Source organism: Hydrotalea flava (assembly GCF_001623405.1).
GTDB lineage: Bacteria > Bacteroidota > Bacteroidia > Chitinophagales > Chitinophagaceae > Hydrotalea > Hydrotalea flava.
Genome location: NZ_LUHG01000050.1, coordinates 24654 through 42593, shown reverse-complemented (window position 1 = coordinate 42593; position 17940 = coordinate 24654). Strand labels below are relative to the sequence as shown.

The following is a 17940-nucleotide window of genomic DNA, read 5'->3' as shown; positions in this document are numbered from 1 at the left end:
TTACAATTTTTAACAATTTTCTTTTTATTAATTGATTTTTAACAATTTTCTTTTCCAAAATAATGCCAAAATTGTAAAACTTTTACTGTACATTAGATAAACGTTACATCTATGAGAGAGCCATCCTACCACGACGAAGACAGAGATTCATTAAGAGAGCTGCTACAGCAGTATCAAAACTTAAAAACAGGTCGGGGCCATTCTTTTCTGGAAGAGGATGCGTTTGAAAAAATTGTGGATTACTATGACGAAAGGGATGATTTGAATGAAGCATTTAAAGCCGTTGAAACAGGCTTAGAACTGTATCCATATTCATCCCACCTGATGATTAAGAAAGCAGACTTGTTAATTGCCCGCAGAAAGTATGCCCAATCGCTTGAATTATTGGAAAAAGCGGAATTGTTTGATAGTACAGACATCAATTTATATATTCTAAAAACAGACGCGTATCTGGCACTAGATCAACAACCTAAAGCAGTAGAGCTTTTGGAAAGGGCCCTTCATTTATTTGAAGGAGAGGAAAGAATTGATTTATTGTTTGAGTTGGCTGATGTTTATGATGATTATGAAGAGTTTGATAAAGTATTTGATTGTCTGCAGCTAATTTTGGAAGAAGACCCAAACAATGAAGAAGCACTGTATAAAATTTGTTTTTGGACAGATTTTACCGGAAGGAATGAAGAAAGTATCAAAATTCACCAAAAAATTATCGATAATTATCCATACAATGAAATTGCCTGGTTTAATTTGGCAGCAGCATTTCAGGGGCTGAAGTTGTATGAAAAAGCCATTGATGCTTATCAATATGCATTGGTGATTGATGAAAAGTTTGAATATGCATACAGAAATATGGGCGATGCATATTTACGCTTACGCAAATACAAGGAAGCAATTGAAGCGCTGGAAAAAGTATTGGAATTGTCTCGCCCGGAAGACGTAATTTATGAAGCCATTGGGCATTGTTACCATAAAATGGGGCATACTGGGCAAGCCCGGTTCAACTATAAAAAAGCGGTTCATCTCAATACAGATGATAGCAAGCTACATTTTAAAATTGCCACCACCTATATGCAGGAAGGGCAATGGAATAATGCCATCAAACATTTAGAAAACGCACTGCGCATACAACGCAATGTGGCAGAATATAATTTGGCTATGGGTGAGTGTAAATTGCACCAGCAGCATTTTAAAGAAGCCTTGTTTTATTTTGGTTATGTAGTAAAACATAAACCCAAAAAAATAGCCGGTTGGGAGGCTTTAATTCGTTGTCTGTACATTGCCGGTTATTATGAAGAAGCTGCAGGGCAATGTTTACAGGCCATGAAAGCTACAGAACAAAAGCCATTGTTTATATTTTATCAGGCAGCTTGTTCATTTGCGCTAAACAGAGGTAAGGAGGGGCTTTTATACTTGGAGAGTGCTATGGAAAAAGCACCCAGGCAACTGAAAAAGTTGATTGAACTGGCCCCATCGTTATTACAAAACAGTAAGGCGATTGATATTATTGCCAGATACAAAAAAGGGAAAAGATTTTAACTATTCTATTTCAATTTTCAATAATTAAAGCAATTCACTTACCCGAATTGCTTTAATTTTGCGCCCAATTAATAACAGCCCCATGAATTTTAATCTAACGCAAATCCCTGAAAGAATGAAAAAGCCCCGTAATCATGGTATTACCATGGTAATGGATAAAGGCCTTAGTATGAATGAAGTTGAAAATTTTTTAAGCGTCGCGGGTCCGCATGTTGATATTGTAAAATTAGGTTTTGGTACTTCTGCAGTTACGCCCAATTTAAAAGAAAAAATTAATTTATACCATCAATACAACATGCCCATTTATTTTGGGGGTACTTTGTTTGAAGCTTTTTTAATACGCAATCAAATCGATGATTATATTGCTATTTGTAAGGAATATAATATCACTTATATGGAAGTGAGTGATGGCTCCATTACCATTCCTCACGCTGAAAAATGCGGATATATTGAAAAATTAACTAAATATGGAACCGTTTTAAGTGAAGTTGGAAGTAAAGATGCTACCAATATTATGGCGCCATATAAATGGATTGAATTGATGCGTGCAGAATTAGAAGCAGGCGCTTCTTATGTAATTGCCGAAGCCAGAGAAGCCGGTAATGTAGGTATTTACAGAGACAGTGGAGAAGTTAGGCAGGGTTTAGTTGCTGAAATATTGACACAAATACCTGAGGAAAAAATATTATGGGAAGCGCCACAAAAAGCACAGCAGTTGTATTTTCTTCAATTATTAGGCTGTAATGTGAACCTTGGTAACATTGCTCCCAATGAAGTAATACCATTAGAAGCCATGCGAATTGGCTTAAGAGGGGATACTTTTGATTTATATCGTAACAAGTAATTGAGTGCATTAAATTCAACATTCATTATGCGCATATTTGGTTTAATTGGTTATCCATTATCGCATTCTTTTTCAAAAAAATATTTTGATCATAAATTTGCATCAGAACACATCACTGATGCAAATTTTTTTCTGTATTCTATTGAAAAAATTGAAGATGTTGTTAATTTAATAAATACCGTTGCCAATTTGAAAGGCTTGGCAATTACCATTCCTTACAAAAAACAAATTATTCCTTTTTTACATGAATTGAGTCCGGCCGTACAAAAAATGAATGCCTGCAATTGTATTCGTATTCAAAATGGTTACCTCACCGGTTTTAATACAGATGTAATTGGGTTTAAAAATTCTTTCATTCAAAAAAAAGCAGCTCATCACACTAAGGCAATGATTTTGGGCACCGGTGGCGCTGCGGCTGCTGTTGCTTTTGTATTGGATGAACTGAATATATCATATATATATGTTTCCAGAAATCCATCTGAGGTAACAAATGGTATTCAATATGCTGAAATAACTGAGGCTTTAATGCAAGAGTATTCTATTATCATCAATACCACCCCGTTAGGTACATTTCCCGATGTGCATTTGCATCCGCCCATTCCTTATCATTTTTTAAATGAAAATCATTATTTGTTCGATTTAATTTATAATCCTTCTGAAACGCTTTTTCTACAAAAGGGCAGAGAGCGGGGCTGTGTTACACAAAACGGGTATGATATGCTGGTAATTCAGGCAGAAGAAAACTGGAAAATATGGAATGGTTAATGACTCAGTTTTTCCAATGCTTTTGAAGGAATTGGCGCTAACTTCTTCAGCGCATAATGATAACACAACATGCCGGTTTTAGCAGTGCCTGCCAATATCCATTCGTTTGCATTTTTGATAGAAATTTTATAAAACAAATCAAAACCCATAGCATCAATTCCGGAAGTTGCTACATCAATCTGAATGGTATCGCCATAATGCAGTTCCTTTTTAAATTCAATGGCTGCATCACGCATTATTAGTCCAACACCTTCCATATCTAGTTCACTATATCCTAGTGATTGCAGGTATTCCATTCTTGCTTCCTGTAGTAATGCCAAAAATCGGTCATTACCTACATGTCCACCATAATTCATGTCGGTTACTCTTAGTTTCATTTCTGTTGAAAATGGAAATACATCCGGCAGTTGCAGTTTAACTCTTTCCATGTTGAAGGCTTTCTAAAAAAGCAACCATTTTATCAATGGCCTTTTTTCGGTGACTGAATTTATTTTTTTCTGCTATATTCATCTCCGCAAAACTATGGTTACTCCCCTTTGGAATAAATATGGGGTCGTATCCAAAACCCTGAATTCCTTTAGGTGCAAGTGCAATGGTACCTTCACAAATTCCTTCAAAATAATGCACATGATTATCCATTATTAAACAAAATACTGTTCTAAATCTGGCAGTGCGATCATTTTTGTTAGCCAATTCCTGCAACAGTTTTTCATTGTTTTTTTTATAGTCTCTTTCAATGCCTGCATATCGTGCACTTTTTACACCCGGAGCACCCTCTAAGCTATCTACTTCTAGTCCGGTATCTTCACTAAAACAGTTTTTGCGGGTCATCTCAAAAATGGTATGGGCCTTTTTATGCGCATTTTCTTCCAATGTATCGTATGGTTCTTCAATTTCAATATCTATACCTGCATTGCGTAAGGTAATTACATGATAATGTGCCGGTAGAACGTTTTGTATTTCTTCAACTTTATGTTGGTTGTTGGTGGCAAATAGGAGCGTTTGCATAAAAATTAGCAGGTTATTTTAAGTTAAACAGGTTCTTCAAACTTAACCAAAGTTTTCTTTTTTCTTCTTTTGTAATAGCATCATCAGGTAAATAAGTGCTGAGGGACTTTGCCGGTAAAAAACTGCAATTGCTATGCTTTTGCACTTGATAGGCAGGTACAACAAATGGTAAATCAAGGGTCTGTATATCTGCTAAAAACATGATGCAATAATTCGACTGTAATGTTTGCTGTAATGTTTTGAAAGTTTGTATTGTTGTATACTGATTTACGATTGCTACATCCCCTATATTCAGTTTGCAGGCTAAAAGTATATTACTTAAAAATTGCAGCCATTCTTCTCGGATAAAAGGAACGGTTTCATCCCATACTAAAATGGTAATTTTCTTTTTATTCTCTCCTAAAAATGGCAATACAGTTGCATTGTCTAAATTGTCTGCCTGAACTACCTGTTTTTTGTTGGATTGTAGTGTTGTTGTTGCAGTTTTTGCTTTCTGATGCTCCTGAATGGGTGCATTTTGTGGTTGGTCATTTATATTTGGATTATCTATTACTACCAATGTATCTTTGTACATGGAAGCAATATAGTCTGCAGGTAACTGTATCTCTTCAAATTTCATCGGAATTAATTTTAAATAAACACTTGTTAGTTTTTTGTTTCTTTGCACCAAAAATATAAAGATATGATAAAGGCATCAGGCTTTCCTGTTACAAAAGTTGCGCACAGCAGGTTAAGCAATTTAAGTTTAGAGAATATCCCATTTGGGAAATACTTTTCTGACCATATGTTTATGGCTACTTATAAAAATGGGGCATGGCAGGATCCGCAAATTATTCCATATCAATCATTACAAATGGAGCCCTCCTTGGCCGCCTTGCATTATGGCCAGGCTATATTTGAAGGCATTAAAGCTTACAAACATGCTTCCGGAGAAGCCTTTATTTTTAGGCCTTACGATAATTTTATACGATTTAATTTATCGGCCGAAAGAATGTGTATGCCGGAAGTTCCTGAATATATTTTTATAGATGGCATGCATCAGTTACTGGCTATTGATAAAGACTGGATTCCGTCAAAGGCGGAACATGCATTATACATTCGGCCGGTTATGTTTTCTACAGATGTTACACTGGGCGTAAAGCCATCTGAAAGCTATACTTTCATTATTTTATTAAGTCCAACAGGCCCCTATTATGCCAAACCCATGAAAATATTTGTAGAAGAAATCTATACCCGTGCTGCCCGCGGTGGCGTTGGTTTTTCAAAAAATGCAGGCAATTATGCCGGTAGCATGATGGCTGCCAAAAAAGCCAATGAAATGGGGTATGATCAGGTACTTTGGACAGATGCTGTTGAACACAAATGGCTACAAGAAGTGGGCATGATGAATGTGGTTTTTGTTATTAATAATATTGCCATTACACCTTCGTTAGAAGAAGGTACCATACTAAATGGCGTTACTAGAAACAGTGTTTTGGTGTTGTTGCAAGAAATGGGTATACCGGTGGAAGAAAGAAAAATAAACATAGATGAAGTAACAGTAGCCTATAAAAATGGAACATTACAAGAAGTATTTGGAACAGGAACGGCAGCAACCATAGCCCTTATAAAAGAATTACGTTATAAAAATGAGCAAATGGTTTTTGATACCGACAATTGGAAAATTGCCCCGGCCATTCGTGAAAAACTCAATCAAATACGCTATGGAAAAGTGGCAGATACCCATGGCTGGCTGTATAAAATTTAGCTTTTTATGCTGCTAACGCCAGCTTTTTAAATAAATTTTATCTTTTAAGATTTTTCTTTTTGGAATTTACGGCAAGGGCTATTACCTTTGCCGTCCTAAAAATTAAATAAAGTAGAATGCCTACTATACAACAATTAGTTAGAAAAGGCCGCGAAATTATCAGGGCTAAAAGTAAGTCAAGAGCATTAGACGCTTGTCCACAACGTCGTGGTGTTTGTACCCGTGTATACACTACAACTCCTAAAAAGCCAAACTCAGCTTTACGTAAAGTGGCCAAAGTACGTTTAACAAATAAAATTGAGGTAATTGCTTATATACCCGGTGAAGGTCATAACCTACAGGAGCACTCTATCGTTTTAATCAGAGGCGGTCGTGTAAAAGATTTACCCGGTGTTCGTTACCATATTGTAAGGGGTAGTTTAGATACTGCCGGTGTTAAAGACAGAAAAAAGAGTCGCTCTAAATACGGTACAAAGAAAGAAAAAGCGAAAAAATAATTCAGTTAAACAGCTAATTTTTATATAACATGCGTAAAGCACAAGCCAAAAAATTACCCATAGCACCCGACGGTAGGTTTAATGATAAATTAGTAAGCCGTTTTATCAATAATATAATGTGGGATGGCAAAAAAAGTACCGCCATTAATATATTTTACGATGCTATCGATAAAGTGTCTAAAATGACCAATGAAGATGGTTATGAAGTTTGGAAAAGAGCTTTAGCTAATATTACCCCTGCTGTAGAAGTGCGCAGCCGTAGAATTGGAGGTGCTACTTTTCAAATTCCTTCTGAAGTGCGCCCCGACAGAAAAATATCTTTAAGTATTAAATGGATGGTGCGCTACAGCCGCGAAAGAAACGGTAGAACCATGGCCGATAAACTGGCTAATGAAATTATTGCTGCCAGCAAAGGGGAAGGAGGTGCATTCAAAAAGAAAGAAGATGTGCATAGAATGGCCGAAGCCAACAAAGCTTTCTCACATTTCAAAGTGTAAATAAAAAATAATATAGAAAAAGGCTGCCTGTATCAGGTGGCCTTTTTTATTGGTAGAAGCTATAAGAAATGATATTGGTTGCTAATTTCTTGACATATAATCATTATTCTCAATAAAAAACATAGCTTCATTCCTCTAATTGCTTTACTGTTAACCCATTAATTGCATATTTGAGCAACTAATCATTAAATCTTTGATTAAAATCTTGTAGAAATTCTTAAATCCCTACCTTTGCCGCCTGAAAAAAAATAAACAATCACTTTATGGCGGATTTGAAATTTCAACGCAATTTTGGTATTGCCGCTCACATTGATGCCGGTAAAACCACAACTACCGAGCGTATCCTACGGTATACCGGTATGATACATAAAATTGGCGAAGTGCACGATGGCGCTGCCACTACCGACTGGATGGAACAAGAAAAAGAAAGGGGTATTACCATTACCTCAGCAGCAGTAAGCTGTCAATGGAATTTTCCAACCGTATTAGGTAAAGTTACTCCTGAAACAAAAAAATATTATTTTAATATTATTGATACCCCCGGACACGTTGACTTTACTGTAGAAGTGGAACGTTCAATGCGCGTATTAGATGGGTTGATTGCCTTGTTTTCGGCTGTGGATGGTGTAGAGCCACAATCAGAAACCGTATGGCGCCAAGCCAATCGTTACAAAGTACCTCGTATTGGTTTTGTCAATAAAATGGACCGTTCCGGTGCCGATTTCTTAAATGTGGTAAAACAGGTAAGAGAAATGCTTGGAGCCAAAGCTGTACCATTACAATTACCCATTGGGGCAGAAGATAATTTTAGAGGGGTTGTAGATTTAATTAAAATGAAAGGCATTGTATGGCATGCTGAAACAGAGGGAATGACTTTTGATGAAATTCCGGTGCCCGAAGATATGTTGGAAGAAGTAAATTTCTGGAGACAAAACTTAGTTGAAGCGGTTGCAGAATATGATGATCATTTAATGGAAAAATTCTTTGATGATCCGAATACCATTAGCGAAGATGAGGTTCATGAAGCCATTCGTAAAGCTACTATCGATTTAAGTATAGTGCCCATGATGTGTGGTTCTTCGTTCAAAAACAAAGGCGTACAAACTGCTTTAGACGCCGTTTGTCGCTATTTGCCTTCTCCGGTTGATATTGAAGCAGTAACAGGTATTAACCCAGATACCGGTTTAGAAGTTACCCGTAAACCCGATGCCAAAGAACCTTTTGCAGCCCTGGCTTTCAAAATTATGACCGATCCTTTTGTGGGTCGTTTGGCTTTCTTCCGCTGTTACAGTGGCCATTTAGATGCCGGCAGCTATGTATTAAACGTAAGAAGCGGTAAAAAAGAGCGTATCAGCCGTATTATGAAGATGTTTGCCAACAAGCAAAACCCAATCGATTTTATTGAAGCGGGCGATATTGCTGCTGCAGTTGGTTTCAAAGAAATTAAAACCGGAGATACACTTTGTGATGAAGCACATCCAATTGTACTGGAAAATATGTTTATTCCTGAGCCGGTTATTGCCATTGCCATTGAGCCTAAAACACAAGCCGATGTGGACAAAATGGGTATGGCCATTGCCAAATTGGTTGAAGAAGATCCTACTTTGCGTGTAAACACAGATGAAGATACCGGGCAAACCATTTTGCGTGGCATGGGAGAATTGCATTTGGAAATTATTCTTGACAGGATGCGCCGCGAATTTAAAGTAGAAGTAAATCAGGGTGCACCACAAGTAGCATACAAAGAAGCCTTCCAGGCAACCATTCAACATCGCGAAATATTGAAAAAACAAACGGGTGGTCGCGGTAAATTTGCCGATATTCAATTTGAAATTGGCCCCGCCGACGATGAATGGTTAAAAGAAAATGAAGGAAAGAATTTCCAATTTGTAAACGATATATTCGGAGGTTCTATTCCTCGTGAATTTGTACCTGCTATCCAAAAAGGTTTTGAAACAGCAATGGGAACCGGTGTATTGGCAGGATATCCGGTTAATAACATGAAAATCAGAGTTTTTGATGGTAGTTACCATGATGTGGATTCAGACTCCATGTCATTTGAGCTTTGTGCCAAATCAGGATTTCGTGAAGCTGCAAAAAAAGCAAAGCCGGTTTTATTAGAACCCATTATGAAAGTGGAAGTATTAACTCCAGATCAGTACATGGGTGATGTAACCGGCGACTTAAACCGCAGAAGAGGAATGTTGGAAGGAATGGATAACCGTAACAATTTACAGGTAATTAAAGCCAAAGTTCCATTGAGTGAAATGTTTGGTTATGTAACCCAGTTACGTTCTTTATCTTCAGGTCGTGCTACTTCCACCATGGAATTTTCTCATTATGCACCTGCTCCCAATAACATAGCAGAAGAAGTAATGGCCAAAAATAAAGGGAAAGTAAAAGTAGAAGATTAATTTTAGCATAGAAAAGTACACAATTGGGGAGCCACATTCATTAAAATGTGGCTCCTTTTTTTTAGTAGTACAAACCATGCACAAAAAATTTTTCAATTTTTTTTCAATTTTTTTAAAAAAACTTTCTTTTTTCTTGCCCATTCAAACCTGTAGCCATACCTTTGCAACCCAATCGGAAAATTGGGTAAAGATTATGTCTCAAAGAATCAGAATAAAATTACAATCATACGATCACAATCTGGTAGATAAATCTGCCGAGAAAATTGTGAAAACTGTTCGTAGTACTGGTGCCGTTGTAACCGGACCTATTCCTTTGCCTACGCATAAAAGAATTTTTACTGTTTTGCGTTCACCCCACGTGAATAAAAAAAGCAGAGAGCAATTCCAGTTGTGTACGCACAAGCGGTTATTAGATATTTATACATCATCATCCAGAACGGTTGATGCTTTGAGCAAATTAGATTTACCTTCCGGTGTTGAAGTGGAAATCAAAGCTTGATAAAATTGATTAAGTAGGCTACCTCCCAATCGTAATTGAAAAAGGAGCTCTGGTTTTTGAATATAAAATTTGACATATAAACAGGCCCTTCGAGGTTTGTTTACTTCCGGTACTTCCATCGTCTTTGAAATGTATATTTCAAAGAGCAAGCAAAACCACCGGGTTTTGGTGGCAAAAGGGAAAAGGTCGGCAGCAAACAAGGATTGAATTTTGCTTCATGGCAAAATGTCCTCTACACCTTAGCGGGGCAAAAACCGCAAAACATGAAAGGTATTATTGGAAAAAAAATTGGAATGACCAGCATTTTTGCCCAAGATGGCAAACAGGTGGCATGTACCATTATTGAGGCAGGTCCTTGTGTAGTAACACAAGTGAAAACCAAAGAAACAGACGGTTACGAAGCTTTGCAATTAGGCTTCACCGATAAAAAAGAAAAACACTCCACTAAATCTGAGCTGAATCATTTCGTAAAAGCTCAAACTTCTCCCAAAAGATTTATAAAAGAATTTCGCAACTATTCCATTGAAAAAGCATTAGGCGAAACCATTACACTCGATATCTTTTCTGAAGGTGATGCTGTTGAAGTAATTGGCACCACAAAAGGAAAAGGTTTTCAGGGTGTTGTAAAGCGTCATGGTTTCAGCGGTGTTGGTGAAGCATCACATGGTCAGCACGACCGTTCAAGAGCTCCCGGTTCAATCGGTGGTTCATCTTATCCTTCAAGAGTTTTTAAAGGAATGAGAATGGCAGGTCGAATGGGTAATGACCGTGTAAAAATGAAAGGATTGAAAATAGTAAAAATTTTTTCTGAGAAAAATTATCTGTTAATTAGTGGTTCAGTACCGGGTCATAACGGTTCTATTGTTTATATCCAGAAGTAGTCACCTATAATTCACACAAATCATGCAATTAGAAATATTAAATATAAAAGGCGAAAAAACAGGCAGAACGGTTGAGTTACCGGAAGATATTTTTGGTATTGAACCTAATGACCATGTTATTTATTTGGCTGTTAAACAACATTTAGCTGCACAGCGTCAGGGTACACATAAAGTAAAAACCCGTGCTGAGGTACATGGTGCCAGCCGTAAATTACACAAACAAAAAGGTACAGGTGGTTCTCGTAAGGGTAATATCCGTAACCCTTTGTATAAAGGTGGTGGTACTATTTTCGGACCTAAGCCACATGCTTATGCTTTTAAATTAAACCGTAAAGTAAAAGATTTGGCAAAAATTTCTGCCCTAAGCTATAAAGCAAAAGAAAATGCCATTATTGTGATAGAAGATATTGCTATGAATGCTCCTAAAACAAAAGAAATTACCAATGTAATGCGTGCTTTGCAGATAGCTGCAAAGAAAGCAATGATTGTATTACCCGAGTATAATGATAATGTGTATTTAAGTACCAGAAATATTCCAAACATTACCAGTACATTGTTGGCAGATATTAATACGTATGACCTAATGAATGCGGATGTTTTGGTAATTACAGAAAATGCAGCGAAGATATTTGCAGAAAACGAAATAGTAGAAGCATAATTTAACAAACGTTTCAAAAGAAATAGAATGAAACCAACTGATATTTTAATTAAGCCTATTTTATCTGAAAAGGCAAATGCTCAACAGGAAAAGTTACGCCGTTATACTTTTAAAGTAGTTCGTGCAGCCAATAAACTTCAAATAAAACAGGCAATTGAAGCTTTTTATGGCATTACAGTTGTGGATGTAAACACAGTTGTAGTTCCCGGAAAAAATAAAACCCGTTATACAAAAGCTGGCTTTATCAAAGGAAAAAAATCATCTTATAAAAAGGCATTGGTAACAGTTGCTGAAGGTGATACAATTGATTTATACGCAAACATTTAGTTATAGCAGCGAAGCTGAAAATTTCGCATTAAAATTTAAGAAACAATGGCATTAAAAAAGTACAAACCAATCACTGCCGGCACCCGTTGGAGAATTGGCAATGCTTATGCTGAAATTACCACTAATGAGCCTGAAAAAAGCTTGTTAGAACCACTTAAAAAAACAGGTGGACGTAATGCTCAGGGGCGCAGGTCAATGCGTTATATAGGTGGAGGTCATAAAAGACATTACCGTATTATTGACTTTAAACGCAATAAGCAAAATATTGAAGCAACTGTTGTATCAATTGAGTACGATCCTAACCGTACCGCATTTATTGCTTTGTTACAATATGCAGATGGTGAAAAAAGGTATATTCTGGCTCCACAGGGTTTACAGGTAGGTGCCAAAGTTATTGCCGGCGATGCAGTAGCCCCCGAAATTGGAAATGCGCTTCAAATGAAGAACATGCCCTTGGGTACCAATATTCATAATATTGAAATGCAACCCGGTCAGGGCGGAAAACTAGCACGTAGTGCCGGTGCATCAGCTCAATTGGCCAATAAAGAAGAAAAATACGCTGTATTAAAAATGCCTTCCGGTGAGTTGAGAAAAGTTTTAATTAACTGTTATGCAACTGTTGGAGTGGTATCTAATAGCGATCATAATTTACAAACTGCCGGTAAAGCAGGTGTAAATCGTTGGAAAGGAATTCGCCCAAGAGTTAGAGGCGTAGCCATGAACCCCGTAGATCACCCAATGGGTGGTGGTGAAGGTAAAGCTTCCGGAGGTCATCCACGCAGCAGAACCGGTAAATATGCCAAAGGTGAAAAAACCAGAACAAGAGGCAAAGCCAGTGATAAGCTGATTATTCAAAGAAGAGATGGTAAAAAAATTACCAAGTAACAATATTTAGATAAACGCACTAAATCGTAAATCCAAATGGGTCGTTCGATTAAAAAAGGTCCTTACGTTGACGCAAATCTTGATGAAAAAGTAACCGCCATCAACGAAGGTAAAACAAAGAAAGGGGTGATAAAAACCTGGAGCCGCCGCAGTACAATTACACCCGATTTTGTTGGGCATACATTTGCTGTACACAATGGTAACAAGTTTATACCGGTATATGTAACTGAATTTATGGTTGGACATAAATTAGGAGAATTTGCGCCTACCAGAAACTTCAGAGGTCACTCAGGACAAAAAAAATAAATTAATTCAGGGCAAACCTTAAAACAGTTTGCCGAATGATAGAAATCAAATCAAAATGGAAGCAGTAGCTAAACTGAAAAATTATCCCACTGGTCCGCTGAAAATGCGGTTATTAGCCGATGTGATCCGTGGAATGGAAGTAGAAAAGGCTTTGGCTATATTAGAATTTCACCCGCAACACAATGCTACCCCGTTAGCAAAACTGTTGAAGAGTGCCATTAATAATTGGGAACAAAAAAATAATGGAGCCAGTGCTGCAGATAGTAGTCTTATTGTAAAAACAATTTTTGTAGATGGTGGCCGCACTCTAAAAAGAATGCGCCCGGCACCACAAGGTCGTGGTTACAGAGTAAGAAAACGCAGCAATCATGTAACAATCATTGTAGATTCTAAAAACTAATTGAAACCATATTATGGGTCAGAAAGCAAATCCAATTGGTAACAGGTTAGGTATCATCCGCGGATGGGAAAGTAACTGGTATGGCAATAAAAAAGACTTTGCCATTAAGTTAATTGAGGATCAAAAAATCCGTACTTACCTGAATGCCCGTATCAACAAAGGTGGTATAGCAAAAATAGTTATTGAGCGTACGCTTGGTAAACTTATCGTTACCATTCATACATCAAAACCAGGTATTATCATCGGTAAAGGTGGTGGTGAAGTAGATAGTATTAAGGAAGAATTGAAGAAATTAACGGGTAAGGATGATGTTCAAATCAATATTCTTGAAATACGTCGTCCTGAATTAGATGCAACCATTGTTGGCGATACTATTGCACGGCAAATTGAAAATCGTATCAACTTTAAACGTGCCATTAAAATGGCTATTGCCTCCACACTTAGAATGGGTGCAGAAGGTATTAAAGTAAGAGTAAGTGGGCGTTTAGGTGGTGCTGAAATTGCACGTAGCGAAGAATTTAAACAAGGCCGTGTACCATTGCATACATTACGTATGGATATTGATTATGCAAGTGTATTTGCACAAACAGTATATGGTAAAATTGGTATCAAAGTTTGGATTTGTAAAGGTGAAGTTTTAGGTAAACGCGAATTGAACCCAAATTTTGTTGGCGGGAAAAATGACCTAAGCGATAGAAGAGAGAGAACCGGTGGAGATGACAGGCGCGGAGGTGGTAATCGCGGAGATCACCGTGGCGGTGGAAGGAACAATGATTCCAGAGGACCAAGAAAACCACAACATTAAAATAGGTACTAGCAATTTGCTATACTTTTTTTGAATACCGCACAGTAAATACTGTGTAAAAACAACAAAAAAATGTTACAGCCAAAAAGAAGTAAACATAGAAAACAACAAAAAGGCCGCATTCGGAATGTTGCTAAAAGGGGCACCTCTATTGCTTTCGGTTCGTTTGCATTAAAAGCTTTAGAACCCATTTGGTTAACCAATCGTCAGATTGAAGCTGCCAGACAAAGTATGACACGTGCCATGAAGCGTGAAGGAAACGTTTGGATTAGAGTATTCCCCGATAAAATTATTACCCGTAAACCTTTAGAGGTAAGGATGGGTAAAGGTAAAGGTAACCCTGAATTTTGGGCTGCTGTAGTGGAACCGGGTCGTATTATTTTTGAGTGTGATGGTGTAAGTGAAACAGTTGCCAGAGAAGCATTGCATTTGGCAGCTCAAAAATTACCAATTGCAACCAAATTTATTGTAAGAAGAGATTTGCAAGCATAAAATAAACATTTTAATATTATTTGCAATGGCAAAAAAATTTGATTTTAATAAGAGCCTGAAGGAGATGACTGAATCTGACATTAAAGCCAGAATCGAGGAAGATACCCTTAGGTTAAAGAAATTAGAATTTGCACACGCAATTTCTCCATTGGAAAACCCAATGAGTATTCGTGAGTTAAGAAAAGATATTGCCCGTTTAAAAACGGCATTACATAACAGAGCTATGGCTTAATAACCAATAAATTGCTAACAATGGTTGAAAGAAATTTGCGTAAAACAAGAATTGGGGTAGTAACCAGTAATAAAATGGCTAAAACCATTACCGTTGCTGTAGAAAGAAAAGTAAAACACCCTATTTATGGAAAGTTCGTTAAGAAAACGACTAAATTCCATGCACACGATGAAAAAGATGAGTGCACAATTGGTGATATGGTTAAAATAATGGAAACCCGCCCACTAAGCAAAACCAAACGTTGGAGATTAGTGGAGGTGATTGAAAAAGCCAAATAAAATTATTATCGATAGCCTGCTCATAGCAGCCTGTTAACTATCAAATTATTAAACAATGATCCAGCAAGAAAGCAGACTAAATGTAGCTGATAATAGCGGTGCCAAAGAAGTACTTTGTATTAAAGTACTTGGGAATAGTGGCCAGGATTATGCCAAAATTGGCGACAAAATTGTGGTAACTGTTAAAGATGCCATTCCTGCCGGTGGTATAAAAAAAGGAACGGTATCTAAAGCCGTAATTGTAAGAACCAAAAACAAATTACGTAGAAAAGATGGTTCTTATATTCGTTTTGATGACAATGCCGTTGTTTTATTAAACAATGCAGATGAACCACGTGGTACACGTATTTTTGGACCGGTAGCCCGTGAATTAAGAGATAAAGGTTACATGAAAATTATTTCATTGGCACCTGAGGTTTTATAAATCGCTCCATAGCGTAACAACTGTACAAGTGTGCGACGCAACGAAGCTGAATATAGATTTTAAAGCTGGTAACAAAACAAATAACTAACCCTTTAAAAAAGGGTTATATAAAAGGGTAAACACCATGAGTAAAAGATTTAAACCCAAATTTAACATCAAAAAAGGCGATACTGTAGTAGTAATTGCCGGTGAAGACAAGGACTTGAAAAAACCCAGAAAGGTATTAGAAGTTCTGATTGATGAAGCACGAGTTGTTGTAGAAGGGGTAAACATTGTGACAAAACATACCAAACCCAATGCTCAAAATACAAAAGGTGGTATTGTTAAAATAGAAGCTCCTGTGCATATCAGTAATGTAATGCTTTGGGATGCAAAAGCCGGCTGCCCTGCAAAAATTAAAAAAAGCCGAGAAGAAGGTAAATTAATTAGAATATCAAAAAAATCAGGGGAGGTTATTAAATAATGAGTACAACTAAATACACTCCAAGAATGGCGGAAAAATATCGCCAGGAAGTAATTCCCGTATTGATGAAGAAGTTTGCTTATAAAAGTGTAATGCAGGCTCCTAAAATCGAAAAAATTTGTATTAACCGTGGCGTGAACGGTGCTGTTACCGATAAAAAATTGGTAGATGTTGCCGTAAACGAATTAGAACAAATTACAGGTCAAAAGGCCGTACCTACTTATTCTAAAAAAGACATTTCTAATTTTAAATTACGTAAAGGCATGCCCATTGGCGCAAGAGTTACTTTACGTGGCGAAAAAATGTATGAATTTTTAGACAGGCTGGTATCTGTAGCGTTACCCCGGGTACGTGATTTTAAAGGAATTAGTGATAAAGCTTTTGATGGGCGTGGTAACTATACTTTAGGCGTAACTGAACAAATTATATTTCCGGAAATTGATATTGATAAAGTTAATAAAATTACCGGTTTTGATATAACCATTGTTACAACTGCGCAAACCAATGAAGAAGCATATGAGCTGTTGAAAGAATTGGGAATGCCTTTTAAAAGTGCAAAAAAAGAAAATAATTAAAATATAAATGGGCGAATTGCCCATTCAGAATCAACATTAAAATTATGGCAAAAAAATCAATCATAGCCAGACAAGCAAAAAGAGAAGCAATGGTGGCCAAGTACGCAGAAAAACGTGCTGCTCTGAAAGCTGCAGGTGATTATGCTGCTTTAGATTTATTACCCAAAAACGCTTCACCGGTACGATTAAAAAATCGTTGTCAGTTAACCGGCAGACCCCGTGGATATATGCGTTATTTCGGTGTATCCAGGGTAATATTCAGAGACATGGCTTTAAATGGTAAAATTCCTGGTGTAACAAAAGCCAGCTGGTAATTTTAATCCGTTTAGTAAACAAAATTTAGAACAGCATTTAATTAATATACAATGGTAACTGATCCTATTGCAGACTTTTTAACAAGGATTCGTAATGCTCAAATGGCCGGTCACAGACTGGTAGAAATTCCCGCTTCTAATTTAAAAAAGCGGATGACTGAAATTTTATATGAGCAGGGTTATATTTTAAAGTACAAATTTGAAGAAAATACCAAACAAGGTATTATCAAAATTGCACTGAAGTATGATCCTACGAGTAAACAACCTGCTATTCGCTCTTTAGAAAGAATTAGCAGACCAGGTTTACGTCAATACGCAAAACCCGCTGATATGAAACGTGTTATTAATGGGTTGGGTATTGCTATTATCAGCACCTCTAAAGGCGTATTAACCGACAAACAGGCAAAAGCGCAAAATGTTGGTGGTGAAGTGCTTTGTTATATTTATTAATCACTTTTTGATTTAAGTAGATAATTAAGCCTTTTAGTCGGGGCTGAACACAACTTAAATTGTAATTATAAAAAACGAAACGACTATGTCTAGGATTGGAAAACAACCCGTAATACTTCCCAAAGGCGTTACTGTTACACTTGGAAAAGATAACGTAATTACAGTGAAAGGGCCTAAAGGTGAATTAAAGCAAGCAGTTGACAGAGATATTGTGATTGAAATTTCTGACACTGAAGTGAATTTAAAAAGACCTACTGATCAAATTCGGCATCGTGCCATGCATGGTTTGTACCGTTCTCTTTTAGCCAATATGGTGAAAGGTGTAACAGACGGGTTTAGAAAAGACTTGGAATTGGTGGGTGTGGGTTTTAAAGCTGCCAATCAGGGAAATACTTTAGATTTATCATTAGGTTACTCTCACAACATTATTTTTGAAGTGCCTAAAGAGTTGAAAGTTGCCACTGCTACTGAAAAAGGTAAGAACCCAACCATTACTTTAGAAAGTATTGACAAACAATTATTAGGACAGGTGGCTGCTAAGATACGCGGATTACGTAAACCTGAACCATACAAAGGAAAAGGTGTAAAATATAGCGATGAAATTATCAGAAGAAAAGCTGGTAAAGCTGCTGGTAAATAATAA

General features: G+C 37.0%; 27 protein-coding genes. 24 read left to right on the top strand and 3 right to left on the bottom strand.

Annotated elements, in window-relative coordinates:
- The first annotated feature begins 111 nt into the window (after positions 1-111).
- The 3 genes from A0F92_RS05660 to A0F92_RS05650 all read left to right on the top strand — a co-directional run bounded on the left by A0F92_RS05660 (position 112) and on the right by A0F92_RS05650 (position 3145).
- The gene (locus A0F92_RS05660) at positions 112-1536 is read left to right on the top strand and encodes a tetratricopeptide repeat protein (RefSeq protein ID WP_068242645.1); all 1425 of its coding nucleotides are present in this window, start codon (positions 112-114) and stop codon (positions 1534-1536) included.
- Positions 1537-1618: 82 nt separating this feature from the next.
- A complete protein-coding gene (locus A0F92_RS05655; RefSeq protein WP_068242642.1) occupies positions 1619-2380 on the top strand; it encodes a phosphosulfolactate synthase in 762 nt (253 codons plus the stop codon).
- Positions 2381-2407: 27 nt separating this feature from the next.
- Positions 2408-3145, top strand: coding sequence for a shikimate dehydrogenase family protein (locus A0F92_RS05650; protein ID WP_068242835.1), 738 nt, complete (start codon positions 2408-2410; stop codon positions 3143-3145).
- Here A0F92_RS05650 and A0F92_RS05645 read toward each other — a convergent pair.
- The 3 genes from A0F92_RS05645 to A0F92_RS05635 are packed head-to-tail and all read right to left on the bottom strand — an operon-like array spanning position 3142 to position 4772.
- Complete coding sequence (locus tag A0F92_RS05645) at positions 3142-3573, bottom strand: acyl-CoA thioesterase (RefSeq protein WP_068242639.1); 432 nt, start codon at positions 3571-3573, stop codon at positions 3142-3144. The two genes, A0F92_RS05650 and A0F92_RS05645, sit on opposite strands and share 4 nt — an antisense overlap.
- A complete protein-coding gene (gene rdgB / locus A0F92_RS05640; RefSeq protein WP_068242636.1) occupies positions 3560-4153 on the bottom strand; it encodes an RdgB/HAM1 family non-canonical purine NTP pyrophosphatase in 594 nt (197 codons plus the stop codon). The genes A0F92_RS05645 and rdgB overlap by 14 nt, the downstream gene beginning before the upstream one ends.
- A gap of 13 nt (positions 4154-4166) precedes the next feature.
- Positions 4167-4772 carry a hypothetical protein gene (locus A0F92_RS05635; protein WP_167516836.1) on the bottom strand — a complete coding sequence of 202 codons (606 nt, stop codon included), beginning with the start codon at positions 4770-4772 and terminating at the stop codon, positions 4167-4169.
- Positions 4773-4835: 63 nt separating this feature from the next.
- Here A0F92_RS05635 and A0F92_RS05630 point away from each other — a divergent pair, with 63 nt between their 5' ends.
- The 21 genes from A0F92_RS05630 (at position 4836) to rplF (ending at position 17937) form a co-directional block, all read left to right on the top strand.
- Positions 4836-5900, top strand: coding sequence for a branched-chain amino acid aminotransferase (locus A0F92_RS05630; RefSeq protein ID WP_068242630.1), 1065 nt, complete (start codon positions 4836-4838; stop codon positions 5898-5900).
- Between the two features lie 116 nt (positions 5901-6016).
- On the top strand, positions 6017-6397 hold the full coding sequence (gene rpsL, locus A0F92_RS05625) for a 30S ribosomal protein S12 (RefSeq protein ID WP_068242627.1): 381 nt from the start codon (positions 6017-6019) through the stop codon (positions 6395-6397).
- A 29-nt stretch (positions 6398-6426) separates the two neighbouring features.
- Entirely contained in the window at positions 6427-6894 is a 468-nt protein-coding gene (rpsG, locus tag A0F92_RS05620; protein ID WP_068242621.1) for a 30S ribosomal protein S7, read from the top strand.
- 263 nt (positions 6895-7157) lie between these two features.
- Complete coding sequence (gene fusA, locus A0F92_RS05615; protein WP_068242618.1) at positions 7158-9308, top strand: elongation factor G; 2151 nt, start codon at positions 7158-7160, stop codon at positions 9306-9308.
- Positions 9309-9501: 193 nt separating this feature from the next.
- The gene (gene rpsJ / locus A0F92_RS05610; protein WP_068242832.1) at positions 9502-9807 is read left to right on the top strand and encodes a 30S ribosomal protein S10; all 306 of its coding nucleotides are present in this window, start codon (positions 9502-9504) and stop codon (positions 9805-9807) included.
- Between the two features lie 263 nt (positions 9808-10070).
- A complete protein-coding gene (gene rplC / locus A0F92_RS05605) occupies positions 10071-10688 on the top strand; it encodes a 50S ribosomal protein L3 (protein ID WP_068242828.1) in 618 nt (205 codons plus the stop codon).
- 22 nt (positions 10689-10710) lie between these two features.
- Positions 10711-11346, top strand: a complete 636-nt coding sequence (gene rplD, locus A0F92_RS05600) for a 50S ribosomal protein L4 (protein ID WP_068242614.1) — start codon at positions 10711-10713, stop codon at positions 11344-11346.
- Between the two features lie 27 nt (positions 11347-11373).
- Positions 11374-11673: a 50S ribosomal protein L23 gene (rplW, locus tag A0F92_RS05595; protein WP_068242611.1), complete on the top strand. Its 300-nt coding sequence runs from the start codon at positions 11374-11376 to the stop codon at positions 11671-11673.
- A gap of 45 nt (positions 11674-11718) precedes the next feature.
- Positions 11719-12558 (top strand): 50S ribosomal protein L2, encoded by an 840-nt coding sequence (gene rplB, locus A0F92_RS05590; RefSeq protein ID WP_068242609.1) that lies wholly within the window; start codon positions 11719-11721, stop codon positions 12556-12558.
- Between the two features lie 36 nt (positions 12559-12594).
- Positions 12595-12864 (top strand): 30S ribosomal protein S19, encoded by a 270-nt coding sequence (gene rpsS, locus A0F92_RS05585; protein WP_068242606.1) that lies wholly within the window; start codon positions 12595-12597, stop codon positions 12862-12864.
- 55 nt (positions 12865-12919) lie between these two features.
- Positions 12920-13264 carry a 50S ribosomal protein L22 gene (gene rplV, locus A0F92_RS05580; RefSeq protein ID WP_068242603.1) on the top strand — a complete coding sequence of 115 codons (345 nt, stop codon included), beginning with the start codon at positions 12920-12922 and terminating at the stop codon, positions 13262-13264.
- A gap of 13 nt (positions 13265-13277) precedes the next feature.
- On the top strand, positions 13278-14069 hold the full coding sequence (gene rpsC, locus A0F92_RS05575) for a 30S ribosomal protein S3 (RefSeq protein ID WP_068242600.1): 792 nt from the start codon (positions 13278-13280) through the stop codon (positions 14067-14069).
- Positions 14070-14141: 72 nt separating this feature from the next.
- The gene (gene rplP, locus A0F92_RS05570) at positions 14142-14561 is read left to right on the top strand and encodes a 50S ribosomal protein L16 (RefSeq protein WP_068242597.1); all 420 of its coding nucleotides are present in this window, start codon (positions 14142-14144) and stop codon (positions 14559-14561) included.
- 64 nt (positions 14562-14625) lie between these two features.
- Complete coding sequence (gene rpmC / locus A0F92_RS05565; protein ID WP_253810202.1) at positions 14626-14793, top strand: 50S ribosomal protein L29; 168 nt, start codon at positions 14626-14628, stop codon at positions 14791-14793.
- A gap of 20 nt (positions 14794-14813) precedes the next feature.
- The gene (rpsQ, locus tag A0F92_RS05560) at positions 14814-15071 is read left to right on the top strand and encodes a 30S ribosomal protein S17 (RefSeq protein WP_068242590.1); all 258 of its coding nucleotides are present in this window, start codon (positions 14814-14816) and stop codon (positions 15069-15071) included.
- A 55-nt stretch (positions 15072-15126) separates the two neighbouring features.
- A complete protein-coding gene (gene rplN / locus A0F92_RS05555; RefSeq protein WP_068242586.1) occupies positions 15127-15495 on the top strand; it encodes a 50S ribosomal protein L14 in 369 nt (122 codons plus the stop codon).
- A gap of 124 nt (positions 15496-15619) precedes the next feature.
- A complete protein-coding gene (gene rplX / locus A0F92_RS05550; protein ID WP_068242583.1) occupies positions 15620-15958 on the top strand; it encodes a 50S ribosomal protein L24 in 339 nt (112 codons plus the stop codon).
- Entirely contained in the window at positions 15958-16533 is a 576-nt protein-coding gene (gene rplE, locus A0F92_RS05545) for a 50S ribosomal protein L5 (protein WP_068242580.1), read from the top strand. The genes rplX and rplE overlap by 1 nt, the downstream gene beginning before the upstream one ends.
- A 44-nt stretch (positions 16534-16577) precedes the next feature.
- The gene (gene rpsN, locus A0F92_RS05540; RefSeq protein WP_068242576.1) at positions 16578-16847 is read left to right on the top strand and encodes a 30S ribosomal protein S14; all 270 of its coding nucleotides are present in this window, start codon (positions 16578-16580) and stop codon (positions 16845-16847) included.
- Positions 16848-16898: 51 nt separating this feature from the next.
- Positions 16899-17297 (top strand): 30S ribosomal protein S8, encoded by a 399-nt coding sequence (gene rpsH, locus A0F92_RS05535; protein WP_068242573.1) that lies wholly within the window; start codon positions 16899-16901, stop codon positions 17295-17297.
- An 85-nt stretch (positions 17298-17382) separates the two neighbouring features.
- Entirely contained in the window at positions 17383-17937 is a 555-nt protein-coding gene (gene rplF, locus A0F92_RS05530; RefSeq protein ID WP_068242570.1) for a 50S ribosomal protein L6, read from the top strand.
- Positions 17938-17940: the final 3 nt, after the last annotated feature.